The 23,877-nt window shown below is 44.5% G+C and carries 27 protein-coding genes and 1 other RNA gene; 10 read left to right on the top strand and 18 right to left on the bottom strand.

Annotation, left to right across the window (positions count from 1 at the left end; genetic code table 11):
• Nucleotides 1-23: 23 nt before the first annotated feature.
• The 3 genes from BN1209_RS07765 to BN1209_RS07755 form a co-directional block, all read right to left on the bottom strand.
• Nucleotides 24-479 (bottom strand): peroxiredoxin, encoded by a 456-nt coding sequence (locus BN1209_RS07765; RefSeq protein WP_045751667.1) that lies wholly within the window; start codon nt 477-479, stop codon nt 24-26.
• A 106-nt stretch (nt 480-585) separates the two neighbouring features.
• Entirely contained in the window at nt 586-1,296 is a 711-nt protein-coding gene (locus BN1209_RS07760; RefSeq protein ID WP_052661130.1) for an energy transducer TonB, read from the bottom strand.
• A 114-nt stretch (nt 1,297-1,410) separates the two neighbouring features.
• Complete coding sequence (locus tag BN1209_RS07755; protein WP_082048433.1) at nt 1,411-2,331, bottom strand: quinoprotein relay system zinc metallohydrolase 2; 921 nt, start codon at nt 2,329-2,331, stop codon at nt 1,411-1,413.
• A 104-nt stretch (nt 2,332-2,435) separates the two neighbouring features.
• Between BN1209_RS07755 and BN1209_RS07750 the strand changes: the two genes are divergently transcribed.
• Entirely contained in the window at nt 2,436-3,065 is a 630-nt protein-coding gene (locus tag BN1209_RS07750; protein ID WP_045751666.1) for a cytochrome b, read from the top strand.
• A gap of 269 nt (nt 3,066-3,334) precedes the next feature.
• Here BN1209_RS07750 and BN1209_RS07745 read toward each other — a convergent pair whose 3' ends face one another.
• Complete coding sequence (locus BN1209_RS07745) at nt 3,335-4,135, bottom strand: quinoprotein dehydrogenase-associated SoxYZ-like carrier (protein ID WP_045751665.1); 801 nt, start codon at nt 4,133-4,135, stop codon at nt 3,335-3,337.
• Nucleotides 4,136-4,381: 246 nt separating this feature from the next.
• On the opposite strand from BN1209_RS07745, the gene BN1209_RS07740 reads away from it, so the two are divergent.
• Nucleotides 4,382-6,508, top strand: a complete 2,127-nt coding sequence (locus BN1209_RS07740) for a TonB-dependent receptor family protein (protein WP_045751664.1) — start codon at nt 4,382-4,384, stop codon at nt 6,506-6,508.
• Nucleotides 6,509-6,583: 75 nt separating this feature from the next.
• A complete protein-coding gene (locus BN1209_RS07735) occupies nt 6,584-6,961 on the top strand; it encodes a VOC family protein (RefSeq protein ID WP_045751663.1) in 378 nt (125 codons plus the stop codon).
• Nucleotides 6,962-6,997: 36 nt separating this feature from the next.
• On the opposite strand, the gene moeA is transcribed toward BN1209_RS07735, so the two are convergent.
• The 8 genes from moeA to trxA all read right to left on the bottom strand — a co-directional run bounded on the left by moeA (nt 6,998) and on the right by trxA (nt 14,240).
• On the bottom strand, nt 6,998-8,278 hold the full coding sequence (gene moeA, locus BN1209_RS07730; RefSeq protein ID WP_045751662.1) for a molybdopterin molybdotransferase MoeA: 1,281 nt from the start codon (nt 8,276-8,278) through the stop codon (nt 6,998-7,000).
• Complete coding sequence (gene mobB / locus BN1209_RS07725) at nt 8,275-8,814, bottom strand: molybdopterin-guanine dinucleotide biosynthesis protein B (RefSeq protein WP_171816520.1); 540 nt, start codon at nt 8,812-8,814, stop codon at nt 8,275-8,277. Before mobB ends, moeA begins: the two co-directional genes overlap by 4 nt.
• A complete protein-coding gene (mobA, locus tag BN1209_RS07720; RefSeq protein ID WP_045751660.1) occupies nt 8,811-9,395 on the bottom strand; it encodes a molybdenum cofactor guanylyltransferase MobA in 585 nt (194 codons plus the stop codon). The genes mobB and mobA overlap by 4 nt, the downstream gene beginning before the upstream one ends.
• Before the next feature lie 3 nt (nt 9,396-9,398).
• Complete coding sequence (gene moaA, locus BN1209_RS07715) at nt 9,399-10,400, bottom strand: GTP 3',8-cyclase MoaA (protein ID WP_045751659.1); 1,002 nt, start codon at nt 10,398-10,400, stop codon at nt 9,399-9,401.
• A gap of 107 nt (nt 10,401-10,507) precedes the next feature.
• Nucleotides 10,508-12,154 carry an ArnT family glycosyltransferase gene (locus BN1209_RS07710; protein WP_045751658.1) on the bottom strand — a complete coding sequence of 549 codons (1,647 nt, stop codon included), beginning with the start codon at nt 12,152-12,154 and terminating at the stop codon, nt 10,508-10,510.
• 98 nt (nt 12,155-12,252) lie between these two features.
• Nucleotides 12,253-12,453, bottom strand: a complete 201-nt coding sequence (gene rpmE / locus BN1209_RS07705; protein WP_045751657.1) for a 50S ribosomal protein L31 — start codon at nt 12,451-12,453, stop codon at nt 12,253-12,255.
• A gap of 95 nt (nt 12,454-12,548) precedes the next feature.
• Complete coding sequence (gene rho / locus BN1209_RS07700; protein ID WP_045751656.1) at nt 12,549-13,808, bottom strand: transcription termination factor Rho; 1,260 nt, start codon at nt 13,806-13,808, stop codon at nt 12,549-12,551.
• A 105-nt stretch (nt 13,809-13,913) separates the two neighbouring features.
• Nucleotides 13,914-14,240 carry a thioredoxin TrxA gene (gene trxA / locus BN1209_RS07695; protein ID WP_045751655.1) on the bottom strand — a complete coding sequence of 109 codons (327 nt, stop codon included), beginning with the start codon at nt 14,238-14,240 and terminating at the stop codon, nt 13,914-13,916.
• Nucleotides 14,241-14,432: 192 nt separating this feature from the next.
• On the opposite strand from trxA, the gene BN1209_RS07690 reads away from it, so the two are divergent.
• Nucleotides 14,433-14,996, top strand: coding sequence for a TlpA disulfide reductase family protein (locus BN1209_RS07690; RefSeq protein WP_231855127.1), 564 nt, complete (start codon nt 14,433-14,435; stop codon nt 14,994-14,996).
• 61 nt (nt 14,997-15,057) lie between these two features.
• Here the strand turns inward: BN1209_RS07690 and BN1209_RS07685 are convergent, their stop codons facing one another.
• From BN1209_RS07685 to BN1209_RS07665, 5 genes are all read right to left on the bottom strand, one after another.
• A complete protein-coding gene (locus tag BN1209_RS07685; RefSeq protein ID WP_045751654.1) occupies nt 15,058-15,357 on the bottom strand; it encodes a DUF3579 domain-containing protein in 300 nt (99 codons plus the stop codon).
• A gap of 72 nt (nt 15,358-15,429) precedes the next feature.
• Nucleotides 15,430-16,014, bottom strand: coding sequence for a BON domain-containing protein (locus tag BN1209_RS07680; RefSeq protein ID WP_045751653.1), 585 nt, complete (start codon nt 16,012-16,014; stop codon nt 15,430-15,432).
• Entirely contained in the window at nt 16,015-16,605 is a 591-nt protein-coding gene (locus BN1209_RS07675; RefSeq protein ID WP_045751652.1) for an SIS domain-containing protein, read from the bottom strand.
• 36 nt (nt 16,606-16,641) lie between these two features.
• Nucleotides 16,642-16,983, bottom strand: coding sequence for a YraN family protein (locus BN1209_RS07670; protein WP_045751651.1), 342 nt, complete (start codon nt 16,981-16,983; stop codon nt 16,642-16,644).
• Nucleotides 16,984-16,991: 8 nt separating this feature from the next.
• Nucleotides 16,992-18,662 (bottom strand): penicillin-binding protein activator, encoded by a 1,671-nt coding sequence (locus BN1209_RS07665; RefSeq protein WP_082048432.1) that lies wholly within the window; start codon nt 18,660-18,662, stop codon nt 16,992-16,994.
• Between BN1209_RS07665 and rsmI the strand changes: the two genes are divergently transcribed.
• Together rsmI and pyrC are read left to right on the top strand one after the other, a co-directional pair.
• A complete protein-coding gene (gene rsmI / locus BN1209_RS07660) occupies nt 18,648-19,499 on the top strand; it encodes a 16S rRNA (cytidine(1402)-2'-O)-methyltransferase (protein ID WP_045751650.1) in 852 nt (283 codons plus the stop codon). The genes BN1209_RS07665 and rsmI overlap by 15 nt on opposite strands.
• 2 nt (nt 19,500-19,501) lie before the next feature.
• Nucleotides 19,502-20,608: a dihydroorotase gene (gene pyrC, locus BN1209_RS07655; RefSeq protein ID WP_045751649.1), complete on the top strand. Its 1,107-nt coding sequence runs from the start codon at nt 19,502-19,504 to the stop codon at nt 20,606-20,608.
• Here the strand turns inward: pyrC and ung are convergent.
• Entirely contained in the window at nt 20,605-21,288 is a 684-nt protein-coding gene (gene ung / locus BN1209_RS07650; protein WP_082048468.1) for a uracil-DNA glycosylase, read from the bottom strand. The genes pyrC and ung overlap by 4 nt on opposite strands.
• A 70-nt stretch (nt 21,289-21,358) precedes the next feature.
• Between ung and rnpB the strand changes: the two genes are divergently transcribed.
• The 4 genes from rnpB (at nt 21,359) to ftsL (ending at nt 23,869) form a co-directional block, all read left to right on the top strand.
• Nucleotides 21,359-21,677, top strand: an RNA gene (gene rnpB / locus BN1209_RS08940) — RNase P RNA component class A.
• A 462-nt stretch (nt 21,678-22,139) separates the two neighbouring features.
• On the top strand, nt 22,140-22,586 hold the full coding sequence (gene mraZ, locus BN1209_RS07640) for a division/cell wall cluster transcriptional repressor MraZ (RefSeq protein ID WP_045751647.1): 447 nt from the start codon (nt 22,140-22,142) through the stop codon (nt 22,584-22,586).
• A 32-nt stretch (nt 22,587-22,618) separates the two neighbouring features.
• On the top strand, nt 22,619-23,563 hold the full coding sequence (rsmH, locus tag BN1209_RS07635; RefSeq protein WP_082048467.1) for a 16S rRNA (cytosine(1402)-N(4))-methyltransferase RsmH: 945 nt from the start codon (nt 22,619-22,621) through the stop codon (nt 23,561-23,563).
• Nucleotides 23,564-23,869 carry a cell division protein FtsL gene (ftsL, locus tag BN1209_RS07630; protein ID WP_045751645.1) on the top strand — a complete coding sequence of 102 codons (306 nt, stop codon included), beginning with the start codon at nt 23,564-23,566 and terminating at the stop codon, nt 23,867-23,869.
• The last annotated feature ends 8 nt before the right edge of the window (nt 23,870-23,877 follow it).

Raw genomic sequence — 23,877 nt, 5'->3', positions numbered from 1 at the left:
ACTAAAAATGAAAAGATAAATCTCTATAAAGAACGAATAAATTCTAATACCTCGGGGATGTGGCCATCCACTTTAACGCCGCGCCATTCGTGGATTAATACGCCATCTTTATTGATAATAAAGGTGCTGCGCTGAATGCCACGCACCTCTTTGCCGTACATTTTTTTCATTTTGATCACGCCAAATAATTGGCAGGCTAGTTCTTCAGTATCGGCTAGTAGATCAAACGGAAACTCAAATTTCGCTTTGAAGTTTTCATGTGACTTAATGCTATCGCGAGAAATGCCAAAGATTTCAGTATTTGCAGAGTTAAATTCTGCGTAATGATCGCGAAATTGCTGACCTTGTGTGGTGCATCCGGGCGTTGCGTCTTTTGGGTAAAAGTAAATGACAAGTGTTTTGCCGAGATGCGCTGAAAGCTTGAAAGTTTTACCGCCAGTGGATGGGAGTTCGAAGTCTGGGACGCTGGTATTGTTCATGGTGTTTGATTGAATTGACTTACGCTCATTGTTGTTAAAAAAAAAGATTAGCGCAAGTAAGTTTTATGAAGATTTGAAGAAGCCCTCAAATTTCTACTCTTTAGCGCTACTCGAGTCGAAATGAAACAGGCACCGTAACGTTAAATGCGTTACTTTTTAGGACTTCTGGAGGCGTGGGGAAGTTCGATTTTTTAACCATCTCTAGCGCTTGTTTATCAAGCACTTCAAAGCCGCTTGAAGTATGGATTTTTTGGCTCAAAATTTTGCCATTTCCATCCAACTGGAAATCAATTTCAACGACGCCCTGCCAGCCACGCATTTTTGCAATACCTGGATAGTTAATGTGTTTAGCAATTTCACGGCTTAACGCACTTCCGTATTGATTACGTGCTGAATCAAGATCGGCTTGATTAACCGAAGGCTTTGGTGGTTCTAGTTTAGCCACGACAGGCGTAGGCGCCACAAAAACTGGTGTCACTTCCGCTTTTGGGGCAGCAGCAATGACTGTTGGAGGTGGCTCGCTAACCGGTTGCGGCGTACTAACTGTCTTCACAACTGGCTGAGGAATTGGCTTCGCTTTTGGCGGCGGGACTATTTTAGGTTTTACCGGTTCGGGTGGTTTAACTGGAGCAGGAGGCGCCGGTGGTTCTGGTTTAGGTGGCGCTAATTCAATAATCAATTCTGGTGGTTTAACCGGCTCTTCCAAAGAAATATTGGGTATCCCTAGGGCAGCAATTAAATGCAGCCCAATAGAAATAAAAAACGCCCATGTCAGCGCATTTTCACGATTAAATAAAGGTGGGGATAATTTGGTCAAAATATGAAAGCGATGCTTCTGTATCAAGTGTTTATCTATATGCAGCGATTAAACGGTTCGTAAGTGAAGCTCAGATTATACATGAAGCATCGTTTTTACTACTTCAATGCTTATTTACTCCCACTCTAATCCAGGATAAATATTGTTCACATTACGTCGATTAACGATATCAAAGAGTTGCCAATAGCTGCGCTCAGAAGCAGCGGCGGTTCCCATTGCTTTTTCCATCACCTCGCCTTTTTTAATGCTCGCACGAATATCGTTTAATAGCGTCCATAAGTAACGCTCTTGATCATTCAGCTGCTTTTTCCAATTCGCATCTTTCAGTGAACTGCTGTGCCCAGGAATCGCAAATTCTGCTTCATTGGTTTTCAGCGCGTTAATCACCGCTAACCAGCCTTTGATGTCACCATCAATTGAAGGAGTGCGCTCCACAAAAAGCAAGTCGCCGGTCCAGAGCGTTGAACTTTTATGATCAAATACCGTTAAATCAGTGTTGGTGTGTGCGATTGGGTAAGCGGTTAGCAAAAGCGTTCTGTCGCCCAAATCTAGTTTGCTCTCGCCTTTCACTAGCAAGCTGGGTTTAATGATTTCGCTTCCTGCAAATGCATCACCTAACCATTGTTGGTTAATCCGTAAATAGTTCTCACGACGGCGTTCCATCGCATCCGGCAGTTTTTCATGTCCCACGAAAGTGGCTTTATCTTGAATAAATGCCGCGTTACCAAAAATATGGTCTGGATGCACATGGGTATTAATCACATATAAAATCGGCAATTCTGAAACTTGCCGAATCGCCTCACGCAAAGCTTGACCAGTTTTTAAGCTACCGCCCGTATCAATCACTGCAATACCCTTGCTCCCAACGATAAAGCTCAAATTGCAAATGTCAGCATGATATCCCTCGGACATATCTTCGTGCACACCATGATGCACGTAAATACCGTTTCCTAAGTTTTCCATGGTTAATGGGCTGGCAAGTGCAAATGTGGTACTCAAAATTGTGGCTATCGCTAGCATTATTCTTTTTAACATTTAAAATCCTTACAGGGATTAAATTCAGGTCTAGCAAGACAACGGTTTATGATGCAATATAGCACGCTAAGTTTAAGAAAAAATATCTAAAAGAGGAGAAAGTAATGACGCAGAATCAATATACAAAAACCGCCATTGTGTTGCATTGGCTCATTGGCGTTGCCATTTTGGCGATGTTTGCTTTAGGCTGGTTTATGGCCGACATTCCAAAGGACCAACCAAAATCAACGGCTTTCGATTTGTTTAATTTGGGTATTTACACTTGGAACTTGGCAACAGAAGTCACGCCAAGAACATTCTATTTTAATTTGCATAAATCAGTGGGCATTACCATCTTGGCGCTTGTTGCCTTCCGTATGTTTTGGCGCATCACACATCGCCCACCAGCGCTATTAGATAGCATGTCAGCAACAGAGAAAAAACTCGCTACTGGCGGCCACCATCTTCTTTACTTGCTAATGTTTGCTTTGCCTATCTCTGGTTTGGTGATGGCGATGAACAGCAAATTTGAATATGGCGTGAAATGGTTTGGCATCAGCTTGATGAATGGTCTTGATAATAAAGGCATTCGCGAATCGTTTGTAGAAGTGCACGAAGTCGTTGGCATTATTATGTTGGTGGCGATTGGCGTTCACGTGTTAGGCGCTTTGAAACACAAGTTCATTGATAAAGATGGCACGATGAGCCGCATGTCATTATGTGGTTTATGCCGCAAAGATGCTTGCAAAAAGTAACTCATGATCCGTTCTGCCCTTCACAATTAACTTGCCCGTTTACTGGCTGAGCTTGTCGAAGGGAATGTGTTTTGATGGTTCGACAAGCTCACCATGAACGGAAAGCTTGGGGTACAAGAAATTTGGGGTACGGAAAACTTAAGTACTAAATAAGAAAAGGGCGCATCAGCGCCCTTTTCTTTATCTCTGTCACCCCACGCATGATGCGGTGTCCACTTTGCTGCACTTCAAAATAGATGCCGCATCTAGGGCGGCATGACAGCCTAAATCTACTTCACGTCTGTCTGATGGCTAAACGCTTTGCCATCATTATCAGACGCTTTAACTTCCAACACGCCTGGCGCTTTGGGGATAAAGTTAAAGCGTAAATAAGGGTCTTCACTGGTGCCAACACCAAAATCGACATCCATCACAGGCACGTTGTTATAAGTGAAAGCCGCTTTCTGGATGTAAAACGCAGGCACAAACCCTTGAGAAACTAAGTCACGTTGCAAGCCAGTGCGCATCGGGTGTTTGATGATAAACGTTGCGGCGGTTGCATCCCCAAATTTAACTGGGCTTTCCACATTCATTTTAATCTTACCTGCGGATGCACGAATCGCAGCTTCATCACCATCTACCGTACCACCGCAGCCGCCAGCTGCACGAATCTCAACGGAGGCTAAGTAAAGTTTGCCATCGGCAGTTTCACCTACCGCACGAATATAAGAGTCCATCTCCATACGAATACGCGTAGCTAACTTAAACTTACCTAATTGATCAGTAAGGTGATAAGTCGCTGTTAAAGGAATTGGGTTGGAATCCACTAAAAGATAAAGCGTTTTAATCGCATTCGCATCGGCTTGTGTTTGATCTATCGCGATTTCAAGCGGCACTTGCGCACCACTCTCGGCACGGCGAGGTGCTACAAAAGTAATAAAGGGTGCATCTGCCATCGGGCGCTGAGCAAAAAAAGCCTCTTTAACTAAAGGCCATTTTGAAGGATCGGATTCAGCGTGTGTCTGCACGCTGAAACTGATGAACGCTAAGCCTGTAAAAAGTAGCTTTAATAAGAGGTTAATGTTTTTCATGAGGATCCCCAATTGAGTATTCGACTTAGTGCTTAGTCAGTGATTAAGACCAGATCGTTTAATTATTCATCTGATTTTAAGTGATTATCAACAAAAGTGAAAATAATTAGCTGATTTTTAGCAAAAAATCTGGGTTTTAGTGATTTTACGTATGGCTATTTATTTAACAATTCTTTAACATTCGCCGCGGTTATTTAACAAGTATTTAACATTTACGAATAAATTTAAGAATTGATTAATTTAAAAATGAATAAAAAACTAATTTTTTCACTGGTTGCGGCCAGCTTATCAACCTCAGCACTTGCTGAAGGCAAAATAATTTTGTCTCCTGTGGTTGTGACGGCAACTAAAAACGCTGTTAACAGCTTTGATTTACCAGTATCAATTGATGTCGTGGATAAAAGCAGTATCCAAGACGGGCAAGCACAAATGGTGCTTTCAGAAAGTTTGATTCGCGTGCCAGGTATTACAGCGCAAAATCGTACCCAGTATTCACAAGACCCACAAATTTCAACACGCGGCTTTGGCTCACGCTCTGCTTTTGGTGTGCGTGGTTTGCGCATTTATGTAGATGGTATTCCGTTTAGTATGCCTGATGGCATTGGTCAGCCTGGGAATATTGATTTAAACGCTGTTAAATCAATTGAAGTGATGCGCGGTCCATTTTCATCACTTTATGGCAGTTCATCTGGTGGCGTGATTCAGTTGTTAACTGAAGATTCACCAAAAACTCCATTAGAGGTAAGTGGCGGTTATATGTTTGGTAGCTACGGCACACAAAAAGAAACATTACGTGCTGCTGGCTCAGAAGGTAATTTTGAATACTTAGTGAACTACTCAAAATTTGAAACCGATGGTTATCGTGAAAATAGTGCAGCAAACAAAGAACAACTAACAGCGAAGATGAAGTTTAAGCTCACCGACACCACTAAAGTAACAGTGATGGCAAACTGGATGGATATGAATGCACAAGATCCTCTCGGATTAGGCCGCAACGCTACAACAGATTTGCCTTCAGCATTCGCAACACCAAAAGCTGTTCCGGGTGCAGCCTTTAGAGCAAACACACGGGTAAGTAGAACTAATACACAAGCCGGTATCAATTTAGAGCAAATCATTAATGAAAATAACACATTAAATCTAATTGCTTATGGTGGCCAGCGTGATAATTTACAGTTTCTATCATTGAGTCCTACCACTACATCGGGTCGAGCGAGTGCTATTGCGCGTGACTTTTGGGGCACTGAACTACGCTGGACAAACAAGGGTGAATTACTTTCACGTCCATACACTATCACTTCAGGTTTAACTTATGGTCGTATGGAAGATGCTCGTAAAGACATATCAGCTACAGCTGGTGTAATGCTAGATGAATCTAGTTTAACTAATGTTAATCGTCGCGAAACCAACATAGCCTATAATTTTGATCAGTACGTTCAGGGTCAATTAGGCTTGCTGGATAATTTAGATATTCACGCTGGTGTTCGTCACACCAAAGTTAATCTTAAAGTTGAGGACAATCTCGTTGATGCATCTAGAGCCCCCTATAGCGGATTTAATGCTAAATATAGAGATAGTAGCGGTAAGGTTAGTTATGATAAAACCACGCCAGTTATCGGCACTGTTTGGAAAGTAAACCCACAATTTAATCTTTATGCAAACTACGGTAAAGGGTTTGAGACGCCGACATTGATTGAAGTTGCTTACGCAACTGATACTGGCTCTGGCCCAAATCTTGGGTTAAAGCCAAGTACCAGCGATAATTATGAGATTGGTGCTAAAGCATTTGTAAGTGATATTGCTAGATTGAACGCCGCTTTTTTTAGAACAGATACAGAAAGTGAAATTGTTACATCACAATCTGGCACTTATGCGGTTTATTCAAATGCAGGAAAAACTAAGCGTCAAGGTTTAGAGTTGTCCGCCGATGCCAATCTGCCACATAACTTCGGTTTGTATGGCGCTTATACTTACTTGGATGCAACATTTACATCTGATTACCAATCATCTGGCAATACTGTGAAATCAGGCAACAAAATACCTGGCACATATCGAAGCCAGTTGTATGGTGAGATGTCATGGAAAGCACCAACGGTAGGATTTTCTACAGCCCTTGAAGCTCGCTATAACAGTAAAGTTTATGTGGATGATGTAAATTCTGATATTGCACCTTCTTATACAGTCTTCAATGTTAGAGCAGTGCTGCAACAAGAAGTGCAAAAATGGCGGTTCAGTGAATATGTTAGAGTGGAAAATTTGTTTGATAAAGATTATATCGGCTCTGTGCGTGTCAATGATTCCAACTCACGCTTCTTTGAAGCAGCGCCAGGACGTAATTATTTGATGGGCGTTAATGCAACTTATCGCTTCTAATTAAAGATGGTGCTCTAGTAAAAAGCCGTCATCATTTGACGGCTTTTTTATTGGCATGGAAATAAGGAGTCTATTTTGGCAGTCTTAGGATTTAATCATTACAACTTGCGTGCTGAGCGTTCGATGATGGAGCAGCTCAAGGTGTTTTATCGCGATGTGGTTGGTTTGCAGATTGGCGAGCGTCCGCAATTAACTAGCTTTGGTTATTGGCTTTATGCCGGTAGCAAGGATGTGCTGCATTTGTCTGAGGCAAAGTCAGAGGAAAAGCGAAAAGAAAACGTGGCAACGACGTTTGACCATGTCGCATTTACGGCAACCGATTATGATGCGACGATAGCTCGTTTAGAAAAGTTAGGGATTAAGTTTAAAGCCCGTGAGATATCCGATGCTGGCCAAAAACAGATATTTTTTAGCGACCCTGCTGGCAATGGGATTGAGCTGAATTTCTCTTAAAACGTTTTCTTAGCAGCACCCTAGCAAGTTAGGCTTTTACATAACCCCATCAAATAGTTGTACTTTGACCAAAGTACCAGCTTCTACGTTGCCCACCTCATCCTCTAGCACAATAAAGCAGTTGGCTTGCGACATCGAACTTAAAACCCCTGAGCTTTGATTGCCTGTGGTTTTCACTTGCCAATGGCCATCTTCGTCCACAAATAACATCCCACGTTGAAATTCCGTGCGACCCTTGAGCTTTCTAATTTCGCTGGTGCAAACCACATTGAGCATAGGAATAGACGCAGGGTTACTTTGCCCCATGAGCATTAGCATGGCTTGCCTGACAAATTGATAGAACGTCACCATCACCGCCACAGGGTTGCCTGGTAAGCCAAAGTAATGGGCATTGCCGATTTTGCCAAAGGCAAGTGGGCGACCCGGTTTCATGGCAATTTTCCAGAACAGCACTTGGCCAAGTTTTTGGAGTAGCTGTTTCATATAGTCCGCTTCGCCAACCGATACGCCACCGCTGGTTAATATTACATCTGAATTTTCAGCGGCTTTTAGAAGCGTTTTTTCTAGCAAAACAGGGTCGTCTGGGATCGCGCCTAGGTCTTGTATTTCAAGGCCCAGGCGGGTCAGCATGCCAAAGAGTGTGTAACGATTACTATCGAAAATCTGCCCTGTTTTTAAAGTACTACCAATACTGACCAGTTCGTCGCCTGTTGAGAAAAAACTGACCCGTAATTTTCGATAAACAGTGACCTCGCCAATGCCGAGTGATGCAATCAGACCTAAATCCGCAGGGCTGATTTGATGCCCAACATTTAAAACGACTTGTCCCGCCTTGAGGTCTTCTCCAGCATAGCGAACGTTGGCGCCACGTTTTGGCGCATCGTTCAATTGAACAAACTCACCATGTATTTCAACGCGTTCTTGCGCAATGACGGTATCTGCACCTGCAGGAATAGCCGCACCAGTCATAATCCTTACGCACGCGCCTGTTTCAAATTTCCCTGTTAGTGCATTGCCAGCAAAAGCTGCGCCGGTGATTTTTAAGCGCGTTGTTCCCTGGGCTAAATCGTCCGCATTAAAAGCATAGCCATCCATGGCTGAATTGTCATGGTTAGGTACGTTGTGGGTGGCATGGATTTCTTCTGCCAATACACGTCCTAAAGCAGCATGAAGATGCACGCGTTCAGTTTCTTGCACGGGGCTTAAAAAAGCTTTGATGTATTCTCTTGCCTGCGCAACCGGCATGGAATTTGGATCATAGTCATCACATACGCTGGTGGTGTTTGCAAGTTCGTTAAGCGTTTTTTTAGTCGTCATTTTTTAAGCCAAGTCGTGATAAACGCGGCAATCGCGTTAATGTCGTTTAGGTCAATTTGGGGGGTCGCTATTGGCAAAGGCGTGTCCGTTGCAATGGCAATAATATTGGCATCTTCTGATCCTAATAGCGGTGTGCCTAGAGCTGAACGATGCACTTCAATCTTGGGAATGGCTTCGTGTTTAAAGCCTTCAGCCAATACAAGGTCAGTTAAATTACCATCCATTTGCGCGAGTAAATGCGCAAGATTAGGATCATTTTCTGCATGCGGAGTGCGCACTAACTCGGTCATTAAAGCCCACCGCTGGCGGGATGCGACCATCATCTGCACAGCACCAGCTTGGCGCAACTTAAAGCTGTCTTTGCCTGCATGGTCGATATCAAATTCGTGGTGCGCGTGTTTCACGACCGAAATGCGTAAGCCTTGTTGGATGAGTGCGGGAATAAGTTGTGTCAATAAAGTGGTCTTGCCGATGCCGCTACTGTGGGCGCAAAAACCTAGCACGGGGATATGATTCGTATTTTTATGGTTGTTCAAGATTCACCCTCAAGCTTGCTTAATTCTTCGGGTGTATTGACGTTGGAAAACGCAGATGGATTGTCGTCAAAACTTACTTCTACATAGGCATGTTGTTTTTGCCAGCCTTCAACTTTGCGGCCACCTGCATTTAAAAAATCCTCAAGGTCTTGCACCAAACTTGTTCGGCATAAGCAAAATACTGGATGATGTTGTTCGCCTGTTTTAGCAACGGCAATGTCTGCTTGTTGCAATTCTAAAGCCGCCATTAATCGCTGGGATAAGTCTTCTGGCAGAAGTGGTGAGTCACATGGAACGCTGAGTAGAAATTCTGTTTTTGCGGCTTTCATGCCAGCATGTAAGCCAGCTAAAGGGCCGGCGAAATCTGATATTTCATCAGTAATGACAGTAAAGCTCAAGCTTTGGTAAGTCTCTATTTCTCTGTTGGCATTAATTAAAATTTCGCCAACTTGCGGGCTTAAACGCTGAATGACATGCGCCACCATCGGCTGGCCTTTAAACGCAATCAGGCCTTTATCTGAGCCGCCCATACGACTAGCTTTGCCGCCCGCGAGAATCAGTCCTGTGATCTTTTCTTTCATCCGCTAGCCGCCCGTGTGTGACATAAATCTAACAACAGCTGGCGCAGCACGCTTGAGATCAAAATCATGGCCTTTAGGTTTGATTTTCATGCTCTCGATAATCGCTTGTTTGAGCGGTTCATCATCATGGGGATGGGCGCGCAGAATCGGCATCAGTTCGATTTTGTCATCTTGGCCCAAGCATAAGTAAAGCTCGCCTTTGCAAGTGATGCGCACACGATTACATGCTTCGCAAAAGTTGTGGCTATGCGGTGAAATAAAGCCAACTTTTGTCTGGGTGTCAGTTACTTGCCAATAGCGAGCAGGGCCGCCAGTATTCAGCGCACTGCTTACGAGTGGAAAGTGTTGTTGAAGTGTGGCGAGCGTTTCGGTATTGCTGACAAAAGAGCTATCGCGCGCATGGTCAACAGCGCCTATTGGCATTTCTTCAATGAATGAAATATCAATTTTTTGCTCGATCGCAAATCGCACTAAATCTAATGTTTCATCATCATTGATGCCGCGCATGAGCACAGTATTGAGTTTAATGTTTTCAAAGCTCACTTGTTTGGCGGCGGCGATACCACCTAAGACTTTTGCTAAATCGCCGACGCGTGTGATCTTTTTGAAGCGTTCAGCATTGAGACTATCCAGACTAATATTGATGCGCTTAACGCCGGCAGCTTTTAATGCGAGTGCTTGATGCGCAAGCTGAGAACCATTGGTCGTGGTAACAAGCTCCCGCACGCCGGCCAATTGACCAATTTCTTCAAATAGCCAAATGGCATTTTTGCGAACTAAGGGCTCGCCACCGGTGATGCGGACTTTGCTTACACCCAGTGCAACGAAGGTTTTAACGATGCGAGCGCATTCTTCAAGACTCAGCACTTCGTCTCTGGATAAGAAAGAGACATCTTCGCCCATGCAATACGTACAGCGAAAATCGCAGCGATCGGTGATAGACAAGCGAATGTAATCGACTTGTCGTCCGTGCGCATCAATCAGTGTATTGGGTTCAGTTGGCATATTGGTTGTTAATCGGCTGAGATTTAGGCTTGGCTTACGGTATCTGTCTTTGAATATTAAGTCTTTGGGCAGCGGGACACAATGCTGTTCAACCTGTGGATATGGGTTTAGTTTATTTTTTGATACAGCCTAAACTTTTCATGTCGATCAGCGGGACGGTTGCCTTGCCAAATCACTTTCCACCCTTCACCCGGATTGATATGCCCGTGATGCTTATCTTCCTGAACCAAATATAAATCGCAATTTGGTTGGATGGTATTTTTTAAAGGAAGAACACGAAGTTCGGTGTAGTAATCCAACAACGCTTGTTGTGCTTGGCCGAAGCCAGTACTGTTGATGCAGCCATGTTTTTTGGGTAAAGCTTCTTTGAAACTCAACATCACGCTTTGATAGCTTTTGGCTGAATCTATCATTGGTAGCCATAATGCCATCAGCAAGCTCCAGGCCATGGTAATACCAACAGCCCAATCGGTGACTGCAGCACGGTTTGAGCGTTTGGCATTGATGGTAATTCCCCATACTAGGGTCGCGAATAAGGCAATGACTAGTGCAGGGTAGTTAATGTGGGCTTCTGTGAGGCCAGACAGAATATGCATGCGTGCCGAAAGTTTTGCGGGGTAGCCTGTCATGATGGCAATCCAGCCAAGCCAAATGAGAATGCCCATCAAGCCAAACAACACCAGACCGAACCAATTTAGCGCCCCAGCCGCGCCTCGTTTAAGCGTTTCCGCGGCACCACCAGCCATGGCTACAAGCGGAATAAGAAGCGTCAGTATGGCAACGTCAGCATTTTTTGATTTCAGCCCAATCATTAAAAATGCCATGATGAAAAAGGTCACGATTAGTTGAAATTTTGGTTTGGAAAGCAAACTTGAGCGAAATCGCCATACGCCCCAGCCTGCAATCGGAAGTGCTGGCCAAGCGAACCAGGAAAGGGTGCGGATGGTATATAAGTGGTTAAATTGCGAAAATTGTATTTGGTTGTCCCACCAAGCACTTAAATGGTTGGGTGACATATGCCACATCAATACAGGCCATATCAACATCCATGGGGCTAAAGTAATCGCAGCCAAGCCAAGCACAATGGCGTAGCTTTTTGATCGCCATGCTTTGAATAACATCGGCAATAGAATCGCTGTGAATAGGCTAATTGCAGCAGTGATCAGTCCTGTCGACATAAAGCTAATGCCGATGCCGGTCCCTAGCAATACACTGGCTCTGAAGGGCCTGCGTCTTGCAAGCGCTAATCCATAGAATGCCATGGCACTACCCGTCAGTGCTGAGACTTCTGGCATGAGTAAGTGGGCCACAGCAATGAGGCCAATCGAGCTGAGCATAATGAAGGTGGTTTGTCGTCCCATGCCTTCACCCCATAACTCCCGCCCTATCATGCCGGATAGAAGAAGTGTCAGTGCCATCCAAAAGCCACTCGCAATGCGTGCAGCATCATGCGTATTTAATAATGGGCTGAGTGCTTTAGAAAAGGTTGCTGCTGAGAGATAGTACAAAGGCGGGTTTTTGATGACGGAGTCGCCAATCGCAAGAGGCGTGAGCAGATGCTCGCCTGCGAGCATGCTTTTGATGATGCTGATACTGGTGGATTCGTTTGGCTTCCAAGGTTGATGGCCAATTAGACCGAGGCAAATCCAAATACAACAGAGAATAATTAAGAGGCGCGTTTTTGCTACCTCACCAATTCTTGCTCTTGGTGTGGCTAAATTGCCTTGCCAATCATGATCAATCTCAAATGCCATCTAGATTTTGCCTTGATTCCATATGCTTATTTCAGATGTTGGATAGTCTAAAATAAAAAAGGCAGCGTGAGCTGCCTTTTTTGAGTATGCACCCAATATTACATGCCGTATTTTTGGCGGAATTTCTCAACACGACCAGCAGTATCTAAAATCTTTTGCTTGCCTGTGTAGAATGGATGACATTGTGAACATACTTCAATGTTTAAGTCTTTGCTGTTAGTAGAACGCGTTTTGAACTTGCTGCCGCAGCTGCAAGATACGTTAATTTCGTTGTACTCTGGATGAATTTCGGCCTTCATGGTCAAATCTCTTTCAATAGCTTTTTACTGAGCCCGCAATTATCAATGAATTATTTAAATTAAGCAACTACTAAGCGGATATTTAAGCCGAGCAATTAACCTCTACGCATGCTGTCAAAAAAGTCAGCATTGTTTTTGGTGGCTTTGATTTTATCAAGCAAGAATTCCATCGCTTCCAAGTCGTCCATTGGGTAGAGTAATTTACGTAGCACCCAAATCTTTTGCAGAATATCTTTTTCAATCAACAGTTCTTCACGGCGTGTGCCAGATTTATTGACGTTAATCGCTGGATAAATGCGTTTTTCAGCCATGCGGCGGTCAAGATGGATTTCCATATTGCCTGTGCCTTTAAACTCTTCATAAATCACATCATCCATCCGTGAACCTGTATCCACAAGTGCGGTTGCGATGATCGTGAGTGAACCACCTTCTTCAATATTACGCGCTGCGCCGAAGAAACGTTTCGGGCGTTGTAATGCATTGGCATCCACACCACCGGTGAGTACTTTGCCTGATGCAGGTACAACCGTGTTGTAAGCGCGTGCTAGCCGGGTAATTGAGTCTAATAAAATCACCACATCTTTTTTATGTTCAACCAAGCGTTTTGCTTTTTCTAACACCATTTCAGCGACTTGTACGTGACGTGTTGCTGGCTCATCAAAGGTTGAAGCAACCACTTCGCCTTTGACTGAACGTGTCATTTCCGTCACTTCTTCAGGACGCTCGTCAATCAACAGTACGATCAAGCTAACATCAGGATGGTTGGCGGTAATCGCGTGTGCAATATGTTGCATCATCACGGTTTTACCGCTTTTTGGACTCGCCACTAAAAGGGCACGTTGGCCGCGGCCAATTGGCGCAATCATGTCAATGACACGGCCAGTCACGTTTTCTTCACTGCGAATATCACGCTCTAATGTGAGCGGAATAGTTGGAAATAGTGGCGTTAAGTTTTCAAACAGAATCTTGTTTTTGGTGTTTTCTGGAGACTCGCCGTTAACACTATCTACTTTCACTAAAGCAAAGTAACGTTCACCATCTTTTGGGGTGCGAATCTCACCTTGAATCGTATCGCCAGTGTGTAAATTGAAACGGCGAATTTGTGAAGGTGAAACATAAATATCATCAGGGCCTGCTAAGTAAGAGGTGTCTGGTGAACGTAAAAAGCCAAAACCATCTTGCAAGACCTCTAAAGTACCATCCCCAAAAATGCTATCGCCTTTTTTAGCCGTATTTTTCAACAAAGCAAAAATTAAGTCTTGTTTGCGCATGCGGCTGGCGTTTTCGATCTCGCTTGCAATGGCCATATCGACGAGTTCTGTGACGGGGAGGTGTTTTAGGTCTGATAAATGCATATGGGGAGGCTCACTGAAAAACGAAACTACTTAAGAGGGATGATGAAGCTTGGAACTTACAAAAAGTGTCTGGTTCTGAATGAACCAGACACAAGACTATATCGATTAAATGTTGCTGTCAATGAAAGCGGTTAATTGCGATTTTGATAGTGCACCAACCTTGGTGGCTTCTACGTTGCCGTTTTTGAACAGCATTAAGGTTGGAATGCCACGAATGCCGTATTTAGGCGGTGTGTTTTGATTTTCATCAATATTAAGCTTGGCAACTTTAACGCGGCCTTCATATTCTTTCGCAACTTCATCCAAAATTGGCGCAATCATTTTGCATGGGCCACACCACTCAGCCCAGTAATCAACTAATACTGGAAGTTGTGATTGTAAAACGTCTTGCTCGAAAGCGTCGTCGCTAGTATGAATGATTTGATCGCTCATGTTGTGGTGAACCTTTAAATTGAAAATTAATATCTGAAATTAGAAAAAGTTAAAAACTATTCCGCTATCCTAGCGAAAAAACAGCCTTAAGTGAAGTGTTGTCTTGATCTCTTTCGCATGAATCGATGCTGATTGGATTGAGGGATGACTCAAAGTGTGCGTCTTTGCTTGTGTTGGTGATAATATTTGATCATGAACTGTTTTCAATCTTTACGCATGATTCGTTTATTAAGCCAATGTTTATTGGCCTTAACTTTGTTAGCGCTGTCAGTATTTAACGCAAAAGCTGAGCTTTCTAACAATGAAGTTTCCAAAAGCATCGCCTCCAAGGATTTTGTGATGAAAGACCTGGCGGGCAAAGAGCATCGTTTATCTGACTATCGCGGCAAATGGGTATTAATCAACTATTGGGCAACCTGGTGCCCGCCTTGTTTAGATGAATTGCCAGATTTTATTTCGCTTTATGAACAACGCTATCTACAAGCCAAATCTAAGGATTTGATGGTGCTTGGCATCGCTGTTGACTATAAAAATGCCCAGGAGGTCCGTCTGTTTGTAGATGATATGCTGGTCTCTTACCCAATTATATTGGGGACCCCCAAAATTTTTGCGCAGTTTGGTTCACCAAAGATTCTGCCTACCACGCTGATTTACAATCCGCAGGGTAAGCTAGTGAAACTTAAACAGGGTGGGCTTACTAAGCTTGCTGTTGAGTCGATCATCATGGCGTCACCGCATGAATCAATAGAGAAGTAATGGCTTTGAGCCATAAAAAAGCCTGCGCTAAGGCAGGCGATTTTTTTAAACGAACGGTATTTTAAGTTGGCGTGTCAATGCTGACACCGTTTTCATCCAAGACGTTTAAATTATTTTCCGTCGAAAAGTGCATCAGTTGCGCGTAGCCTTCAGGATTGATGTCTTTGAGCTTTAAATCAACCGCCAAACAACGAACGCCGTTCACTACACGAGGCTTTAAGTAGGGTGAGTACTTGAGTTTACGGTCTGCGCCAAAGCTCGCGTAGGTGCTACACATGCGATCCACCCAGTCACTTGGACGGAATGGCTTGCCCGCGCGCGTCAGGCCTTCAATAATAATTTCTTTCGTTGTTTCACTCATATAAATTACCTAGTTATCCACATTACCAATTTTGTATAAACCTTATTTTATCAAGGAATAAGGCTCTCGCGTTTAATCTATATATTCAAATACCTTCACCACTGTTTTAACACCACCGATACTACGAGCAATTTCGACTGCATCATCGGCTTCTTTATGAGTTACCAAGCCAAGAAGATAAACGCTGCCGCTCTCGGTCACTACTTTGACATAGTTAGCCGAGAATTTATTTTCTTTAATAAAGTTGGCTTTTACTTTTGACGTGATGTAAGCATCATTGGTTCTAGTGCTCAGTGAAGAATTTGGGCCTATTGCAAGATAATTGTGAATGCTGAGTACGTTTTCAATGGGCTTCACTAATGACTCTGCTTTTTTCTTATTCGCTTCGTCCGAAACTTCGCCTGTAATCAGTAACTGGCGGTTAAAACTTGTTAGGTTTGCATGCACTTTTTCTTTGAGGCTATCTGCAATCGCTTTGCTGGCTTTAAGCTCTATGGCTTGGTCTTCAATATAAGTGCCTGATGTGCGTCTGTCAGCCGCCATTGAGCCGCCCACTGCAGCGCCGCCTACAATGACCGGAACGCAAGCAGTGAGTTGTGTGCTGAGGGCAGCAGCGAGGATTAACGTTCCAAGTGAAGTTTTAGTGAATACACGCATTTAATCTACTCCAAGTAAAAGACAATCGATAGCATCGCACAAGCAATGCAAAATGAGAATATAAGCTTCTTGAATTCTTGCGGGGCTGTCGTTGGGTACACCAAGGTGAATATCCTGGTCCTCCAACAGCTCAACCAACAAGCCGCCATCACCACCGCTAAGCGCAATCACGCTCATGTTACGTTCTTTTGCGGCTTTGATGGCATTTAATATATTCGCGGCATTGCCACTTGTGCTGATCGCAAGCAATACGTCACCCGCATAGCCAAGCGCTAATACTTGCTTAGCAAAAGTTTGATCATAATGACCAAAGTTCGCAATGGCAGTGAGCGTTGTGCTGTCAGCACTTAATGAAATGGCTGCCAAGCCTGGTCGCTCCATTTCAAAATGGTTGAGCATGCGAGAGCTAAAGTATTGTGCATTCGATGCCCCAGCGCCGTTGCCGCATGCAAGCACCTTCTTTTCTTTTAAAAATGCCTCGACCATGATCTCTGCGGATGCCGCAATTGGCTCAGCCAGGAGTTCTGCAAGCGCCAGTTTTAAGTGGGCACTGTCTTCAAAATGCTGAATGATGCGTTTTTTTAAATCCATGAAATTACCACTGTCTTTTCTGTTTTTATCGTGAGCTTAAGCTTCAAACGCATTTTTAATCCAATGAATGTGTTGCGCATCTAATTTGTCCATAAGGACAACATCAAATCGACAGGCTTGATTGCCCTGTTGCTGAAGAAAATAAGCCGCTGTCATGATGATTTTGTGTTGCTTTGATGCGGTAATGCTCTCTTCAGCTCCGCCAAATGCTTTATTTTTGCGAAAGCGTACCTCAATAAACACTAAGCTTTCGCCATCGCGCATAATTAAATCAATCTCACCAAAACGAGAGCGATAATTGTTAGCAATGAGCTTTAATCCTTTTGCTTTTAAGTATTCTGCCGCAAAGTCCTCGGCTGCTTGGCCCTGATCATTCATGACCTAAGTTAATGAGGGGCTTCCAGCCTAATGCCATCATTAGCAAAGCTAGCATTGGATAAAGTGCGCCTTATTTGACCGCTCGCATTGATTTCTATTTTGCCAGAAAGCCCGTCGATCGTGGCGCCATTGGAGGGCATTGCCTCTAGCGCAAGAATGATTTGATAGGCATCAGCACCCAATGCAAACCATCGCTGCATTTCACCAGCCGGTAAGTCCTTGGCGGCTTCTTTATAGCGTAAGAATTTTGGATTTTCTCTATCCGTTAGCCAAGGCGCATCAACAAATCGAATACCTTTTAATGGCGCGTCATCAGCATTAGCGCTGAGGCCGCTAAAAATCTCAGAGAGTCCAAATGTTGGCATATTGGTAGGCAGTAATTGGCGTATAGTCCTCGCACTCTCAGCCGGTTCTGCAATAAAAATCATGTCGCAAGCACACTCGTTAATTTGTTGTTTAATGTTCTGATCGTCAGCATTGGTGACGGTCAATAGACCACCCGTAGAAAGCCAGTTTTCCTTGAATACTTCAGCATTTTTTTGACTCAAAGCTTGATTAGTTTTAACAATCGCCGCTTTGGTCATGCCTAAGTTGTAAGCGAGTTTGATGATTTGTTGAATTTCATCAGATGCCGATAAGCCGTAAAAGAATTGGTTGGGATGGCTAGGGTTATTTTCTTTTTTGTGTAGCATCAATGTGATGGCTGAGCTTGTCTCATGACGGACGGCCTCCACTTCATTTTCAGTGAATGGGCCTAGAACATAACGCGCGCCTTCGTTTAATGCTTGTTGGTAAAGTAAAGTGGTATGGGTTGCATCCACATCGCTCGCGTATATATTGACAACAGCATTGTCATTGGCAATTTTTTTGGCCGCAGTAAACCCGCGTTCAATGGCATCCGAAATGGGATAAAGATCGGCTTTTGAAAAGGGCAATAAAATAGCCACAGGGCCTTTTAATTTTGCTTTTTGAATGCTTTTTTTGGATGAGGGGGCTGGCAATAACCCTGACGCAATAGTGTTTTTAGCGGCATGATCAGGATAAGCGAGGTGCCAGCGATCGATGGCTTGCTGATTGCTTTCGCCATTGTTTTGGTATTTTGCCGCGAGCGCTAAATCAATCCAGCCCTGAATATTCGTGTCGTTGCTATTTCCGCGCATTTCAGTCAGATTTTTTTTGCTTAAAACAGAAACAATCTCCCAAATCTGATGTTCGTTGGCATTGATATCTTCTTGGTTGATGGGCGTGAGTTTTTGCAGTAACGCATCAGCAATGACACGTTGCTCTAAAGCGCGAAGGCTATCTGATTGGTTTTCGTAGGCTAGTGCTAGGCTTGTGTGTAAACTTACGTTTGCCTGCAGATTCAGTGATTGATTTGTTTGCAGTGGCAGTAACTCAAGAAATGTTGTGTCAAAATCGCCCTCGATGCTGGCAAAAATCCCATTCAGAAGCTTTGAGTATGGGGAAAGACTGGGAATGCTTGCAGCGGCCAATTGTGCACAAACTTTGTCGTTCTTTTTGAGGCAGTTGTAACTTTCTACAAAATAATCCTCAGTGCTTTTTGTGAGCTTAGAATTTTTTTCTGCGTAAGCTAAATTGTTAGTACCAAATATAGTTGGGATGGCTGATAAAATCAGCACGAACAGCATGAAAGAGAGTTTGAATTGAGTGTTCATCATGAACCTACATTATATGTGGTCGCCACCCCAATTGGAAACCTCCAAGATATTACGCTACGCGCGCTAGAAATTTTAAAAACGGTGGATGCGATTGCAGCAGAAGACACGCGGCATACCTCGCATTTATTGTCACATTTTGCGATTCAAAAAAAGTTGATTGCTGTGCATGAGCACAATGAACAAAAATCCGCTCAAATTTTGTTGGATCGGCTGCGGGCTGGAGAGTCGATTGCGTTGGTTACCGACGCCGGAACCCCAGGCATTAGCGACCCAGGGGCGATTGTGGTGGACGTGCTTCGAGAAGCCGGGGTTAGGGTTGTACCGGTACCGGGCGCTAGCGCGGTGATTGCCGCCCTATCTGCCTCTGGCATTACCGCTAACGGCTTTGTGTTTCATGGCTTTTTGCCAGCAAGCGGCTCGCAAAGGCGCAAGACTTTAGAAGTCTTAAAAGCCTACCCATCCACATTGGTGTTTTATGAAGCGCCGCATCGTATTATTGAATGTGTAGAAGACTTGGCGACCGTATTAGGGGGTGAGCGTCGGATTACCATCGCCCGTGAGATTACTAAGACCTTCGAGACTTTTCGTCGCTGTGCTTTGCAAGACGCTAAAATATGGCTGGAAAGCGACTCTAACCAACAACGCGGGGAGTTCGTATTATTGGTCGAAGCGGCCGCTTTGGTTGAGCAGGCCGATATTAGCGAAGACGCTGAGCGCATATTAAAACTGCTGTTGGCTGACTTGCCATTGAAACAAGCGGTAAAATTAGCGACGGACATTACGGGTGTTAAAAAGAACATCCTTTATGAATTTGCCCTAAAACTCAAAGATGAATAACCATGCATAAAATCACCATCACCCGCCCAGATGACTGGCATTTACATTTACGCGATGGCGAGGCGCTAAAAGCGGTATTGCCAGATACCGCGCATCGTTTTGCTCGCGCTATTGTGATGCCTAATCTCCGTCCGCCCGTCACGACCATAGCCTTAGCGGCTGAGTATCGTCAGCGTATTTTAGATGCGTTGCCAACTGCTACCGTTCGTACTGAGCCTGTCGAGGGAGATGATCTTTCCACCCTTCGACAAGCTCAGTGTGAGCGGTCAGGTGAGTTGAATTTTGAGCCTTTAATGACGCTTTATTTGACTGACAATACCAGCATAAAAGATGTTGAAGAGGCTAAAGCAAGCGGCTTTGTAAAAGCGTTTAAGCTTTATCCAGCGGGTGCAACCACTAACTCTGATTCAGGCGTCACTAGCTTAGATAAATGTGCCGCGGCCTTAAGCGCCATGGAAAAGTTAGGCATGCCTTTGTTAGTGCATGCAGAAGTGACCGATGCTGACGTGGATGTGTTTGATCGTGAAAAAGTATTTATTGACCGTCATATGAAGCCTTTGCTGGTGAAATACCCAGCGCTTAAAGTAGTGTTTGAACACATTACCACCAAAGATGCAGCGGAGTTTGTGGCGAGTGCGCCGGCGAATGTTGCGGCAACCATTACGCCCCACCATTTACTCATGAACCGTAATGCCATGTTTACAGGGGGCATCCGTCCTCATCATTACTGCCTGCCTATCTTAAAGCGCGAAGAGCATCGTGTTGCTTTGGTCAAAGTAGCAACCTCAGGCAGCCCCAAATTCTTCTTAGGGACCGACAGTGCCCCGCATGCTAAATCAGCCAAAGAATCGGCTTGTGGATGTGCTGGTATGTATAGTGCGCATGCGGGGATTGAGCTTTATGCTGAGGTTTTTGAAACAGCGAATGCGCTTCATAAGCTAGAGGGCTTTGCGAGCTTTTACGGTGCTGATTTTTATGGCTTGCCACGCAATACAGACCAAATTACTTTGGTTAAGGAAGTGTGGTCTGTGCCTGCAGAGATTGCATTTGCCGATGAAGTTTTAGTCCCCTTGCGTGCTGGGCAAACGGTTGCTTGGAAGATAGTTTAGATTTGCCAGTGAATCGGCGTTTCACCACGTTTAGTCAGGTAAGCGTTAATTTGTGAGAATTGATGATTACCAAAAAAACCACGATGCGCTGATAAGGGTGAGGGATGTGTCGATGATAGTACTAGGTGTTTTTTTGCATCGATTATCTCGCCTTTTTTCTGCGCATAACTTCCCCACAGCACAAACACCAGTCCTTCTCGATGTTGATTGAGTGCGGCGATGGCGGCATCCGTGAACGCTTCCCAACCCCGCTTTTGATGTGAGCCAGCGTTGGCCATTTCTACTGTCAGCGTTGCATTAAGCAGCAAAACGCCTTGATCTGCCCAAGCGGTGAGGTCGCCCTTGCCGCTCATTTTGATGCCTAAATCCGCTTCAATTTCTTTAAAAATATTTCTGAGTGATGGTGGCAGTGCAACGCCTTGTGGCACTGAAAAGCTTAAGCCGTGGGCCTGCTCTGGTCCGTGGTAAGGGTCTTGTCCAATAATCACTACACGGACTTTATCAAACGGGGTGTGGTTGAATGCATTAAAAATCAGCGGGCTAGGTGGATAAATAATTTTGCCTGCGGCTTTTTCTTGCTTTAAAAAGTTTCTTAGCGACTGCATGTAAGGCTTACTGAGTTCTTCGCCAATGACGGCTTGCCATGAAGCGTCAAGTTGTCCATTTTTTTCTGAGGTCATCGGGAGCATGATCATTAAGGGTGATGTGTCATTATAAGGGCCGCTATCGTTTGCGTGTTAAAATGGCTTTGAAGCTGGCTAGACAGTCGCCGCTCAGCAATGGGGGGAGGAAAGTCCGGGCTACACAGAGCAGGATGACGGCTAACGGCCGTACGCTGAAAGCTAGCAATAGTATAAGGCGCGGAATAGGGCCACAGAGACGAGCGTATTCAGTTACGGTGAAACGCGGTAACCTCCATCCGTAGCAAGACCAAATAGGCTGACAATGGCGTGGCTCGCGCTGTCAGCGGGTAGGTTGCTTGAGCGTGTGAGTAATTGCACGCCTAGATGAATGACTGTCACTTGTCGCAAGGCAAGCACAGAACCCGGCTTATCGGCCAGCTTCACTTTTTACTTCATAGCCTTTTCCCCTTCAGCTCATACGCCCCACATTTATTCATACGAGCCATCCTTTTCAGCAAATAATTATTTTCAAATTTATTAATTTTTTTGATTTTTTGTCGCAATCCCCGCAATCCTTTTGTGGGCTTGGGTTTGTTAAATAATCTTAAATAATCCCCTGTTTTTGACTCTTTATAAGTCACATTCATTAAATTAGCTATGTGCTTATTTTTTAAGGATATTTTATTTATGTAAAAAATGCGCTAAGTCATTGTCCTATAAAGGAAAAATCACAAAAAAGGGCTTGCGATAGTTCTTTTTTTTATCTATAGTGTCAACAAGTGGGTGAAAGTGGTGTTTTGTGGGAATTTGCTGGTCGATTTGCTTGTACTCATCTTCTAAATCGGCCAGCAAGTTTTCTTCACTTTCATCATGACTCATCAAGATAAAAAAGGGATTGAATAGATTTTATGTTTCGCGGTGCTTCATCATTAAGTTTGGATGTGAAGGGACGGTTGGCTGTGCCAGCCAAGCATCGCGACGCCCTGTTGTCTCAAAGTGCTGGTCAGCTCGTGTTGACTGCGCATCCTCATCGTTGTCTGTTGTTGTATCCGCAAGTTGCTTGGGAGCCGATTCAAGCCAAGATGATGTCTTTATCTTCATTTGACAAGCGCTCAAGCGCTTTGCAGCGTTTGTTAGTGGGTTACGCTGAAGATATTCAAATGGATGCGGCAGGTCGATTGCTGGTGTCTCCAGCATTGCGTGAATTTGCAGGTCTGGACAAACAAGCCATGCTGGTTGGTCAAGGTAGCCACTTTGAGGTTTGGAATATCGAAGCTTGGCGCGCACAACTGGATATCGTCATGGCTGGCGAAGACTTAGCATTGCCTAATGAACTAGAGGGCTTTTCACTGTGAGCGCGAGCTCACCATTAAACAGCGCTGAACAAATGGTAGGAGAGGTGTCACCGCACATTACGGTGATGCTTGAAGAGGCAGTTGAAGGTTTGGCGATTAAGCCAAATGGTATCTACGTTGACGGTACGTTTGGACGTGGTGGCCACAGTCGTAAGATTTTGGAAAAGTTAGGCAGTAAAGGTCGTTTGATTGCGCTTGATCGTGATTTGGCGGCTGTCAGTTCTGCGGCATCTATTCAAGATGCCCGTTTTCAAATTGTGCATCGTCATTTTGCTGCCCTAGAGGAAGTGCTAGCTGAGCTAGGCATTTCTGCTGTGGATGGCGTTTTGCTGGATTTGGGCATTTCATCTCCGCAAATCGATATTGGCGAGCGTGGATTTAGTTTTAGATTTGATGGCCCATTGGATATGCGTATGGACCAAAGTAGCGGGCAAACCGCTGCTGAGTTTGTCGCGGTAGCTACAGAACAAAAATTGGCGGAGGTTATAAAAGCGTATGGTGAAGAACGGTTTGCTAAACAGATTGCAAGGGCGATTGTTGCGTCACGCACAGGGGGGCATGCCATCACCACTACTAGGCAACTTGCCAAGGTCGTGGCAAGTGCAGTCCCAAAAATCGAGCCTGGCCAAGACCCGGCGACGCGCACTTTTCAAGCTCTCAGGATTTTCCTCAATCAAGAGCTTGAGGAATTGTCGTTAGTTTTACCGCAGTGTTTGCGGATGCTTGCGCCTCAAGGTCGATTGTCGGTGATTAGTTTTCACTCATTAGAAGATCGTATCGTGAAACAGTTTGTGAAGGGTGAGCAAGATAGAGACGACTTGCCCTCAAACTTCCCTGTTCTAGCTAAAGATTTACCGCAGCCGAGAATGATGGCCATAGGCAAGGCGCAAAAGCCAAGTGCTGCGGAAGTGAAGAAAAATCCTAGATCAAGAAGCGCAGTATTGCGTGTGGCGGAACGCACCAAGGTGAGTTTATAAATGACGCGTTTAAACCTCATTTTATTTGCGGTATTAATCATTAGCTCCCTAAGTCTAGTGACTTCGCAGCACAAATCACGCAAATTATATTTTGAGTTACAGCAACAACAAGAGGCAGCAAAGCTTGCAGAAACTGAATGGAGTCAGCTGCAGTTGGAACAAAGTACATGGGCGATGCATAGCCGTTTAGAGCAAGTCGCCTCTAATCTGCTTCATATGCATGTGCCAGACACGAAGCATATTCAAATTGTGGCGCCTGATGATGTACAGGCAACACAAGTAACGACACAAACTTCTCATCAATAGGGTGGAAA

It is taken from the genome of Candidatus Methylopumilus turicensis (assembly GCF_000953015.1).
GTDB lineage: Bacteria > Pseudomonadota > Gammaproteobacteria > Burkholderiales > Methylophilaceae > Methylopumilus_A > Methylopumilus_A turicensis.
This window is presented reverse-complemented; position numbering and strand designations above follow the sequence as displayed.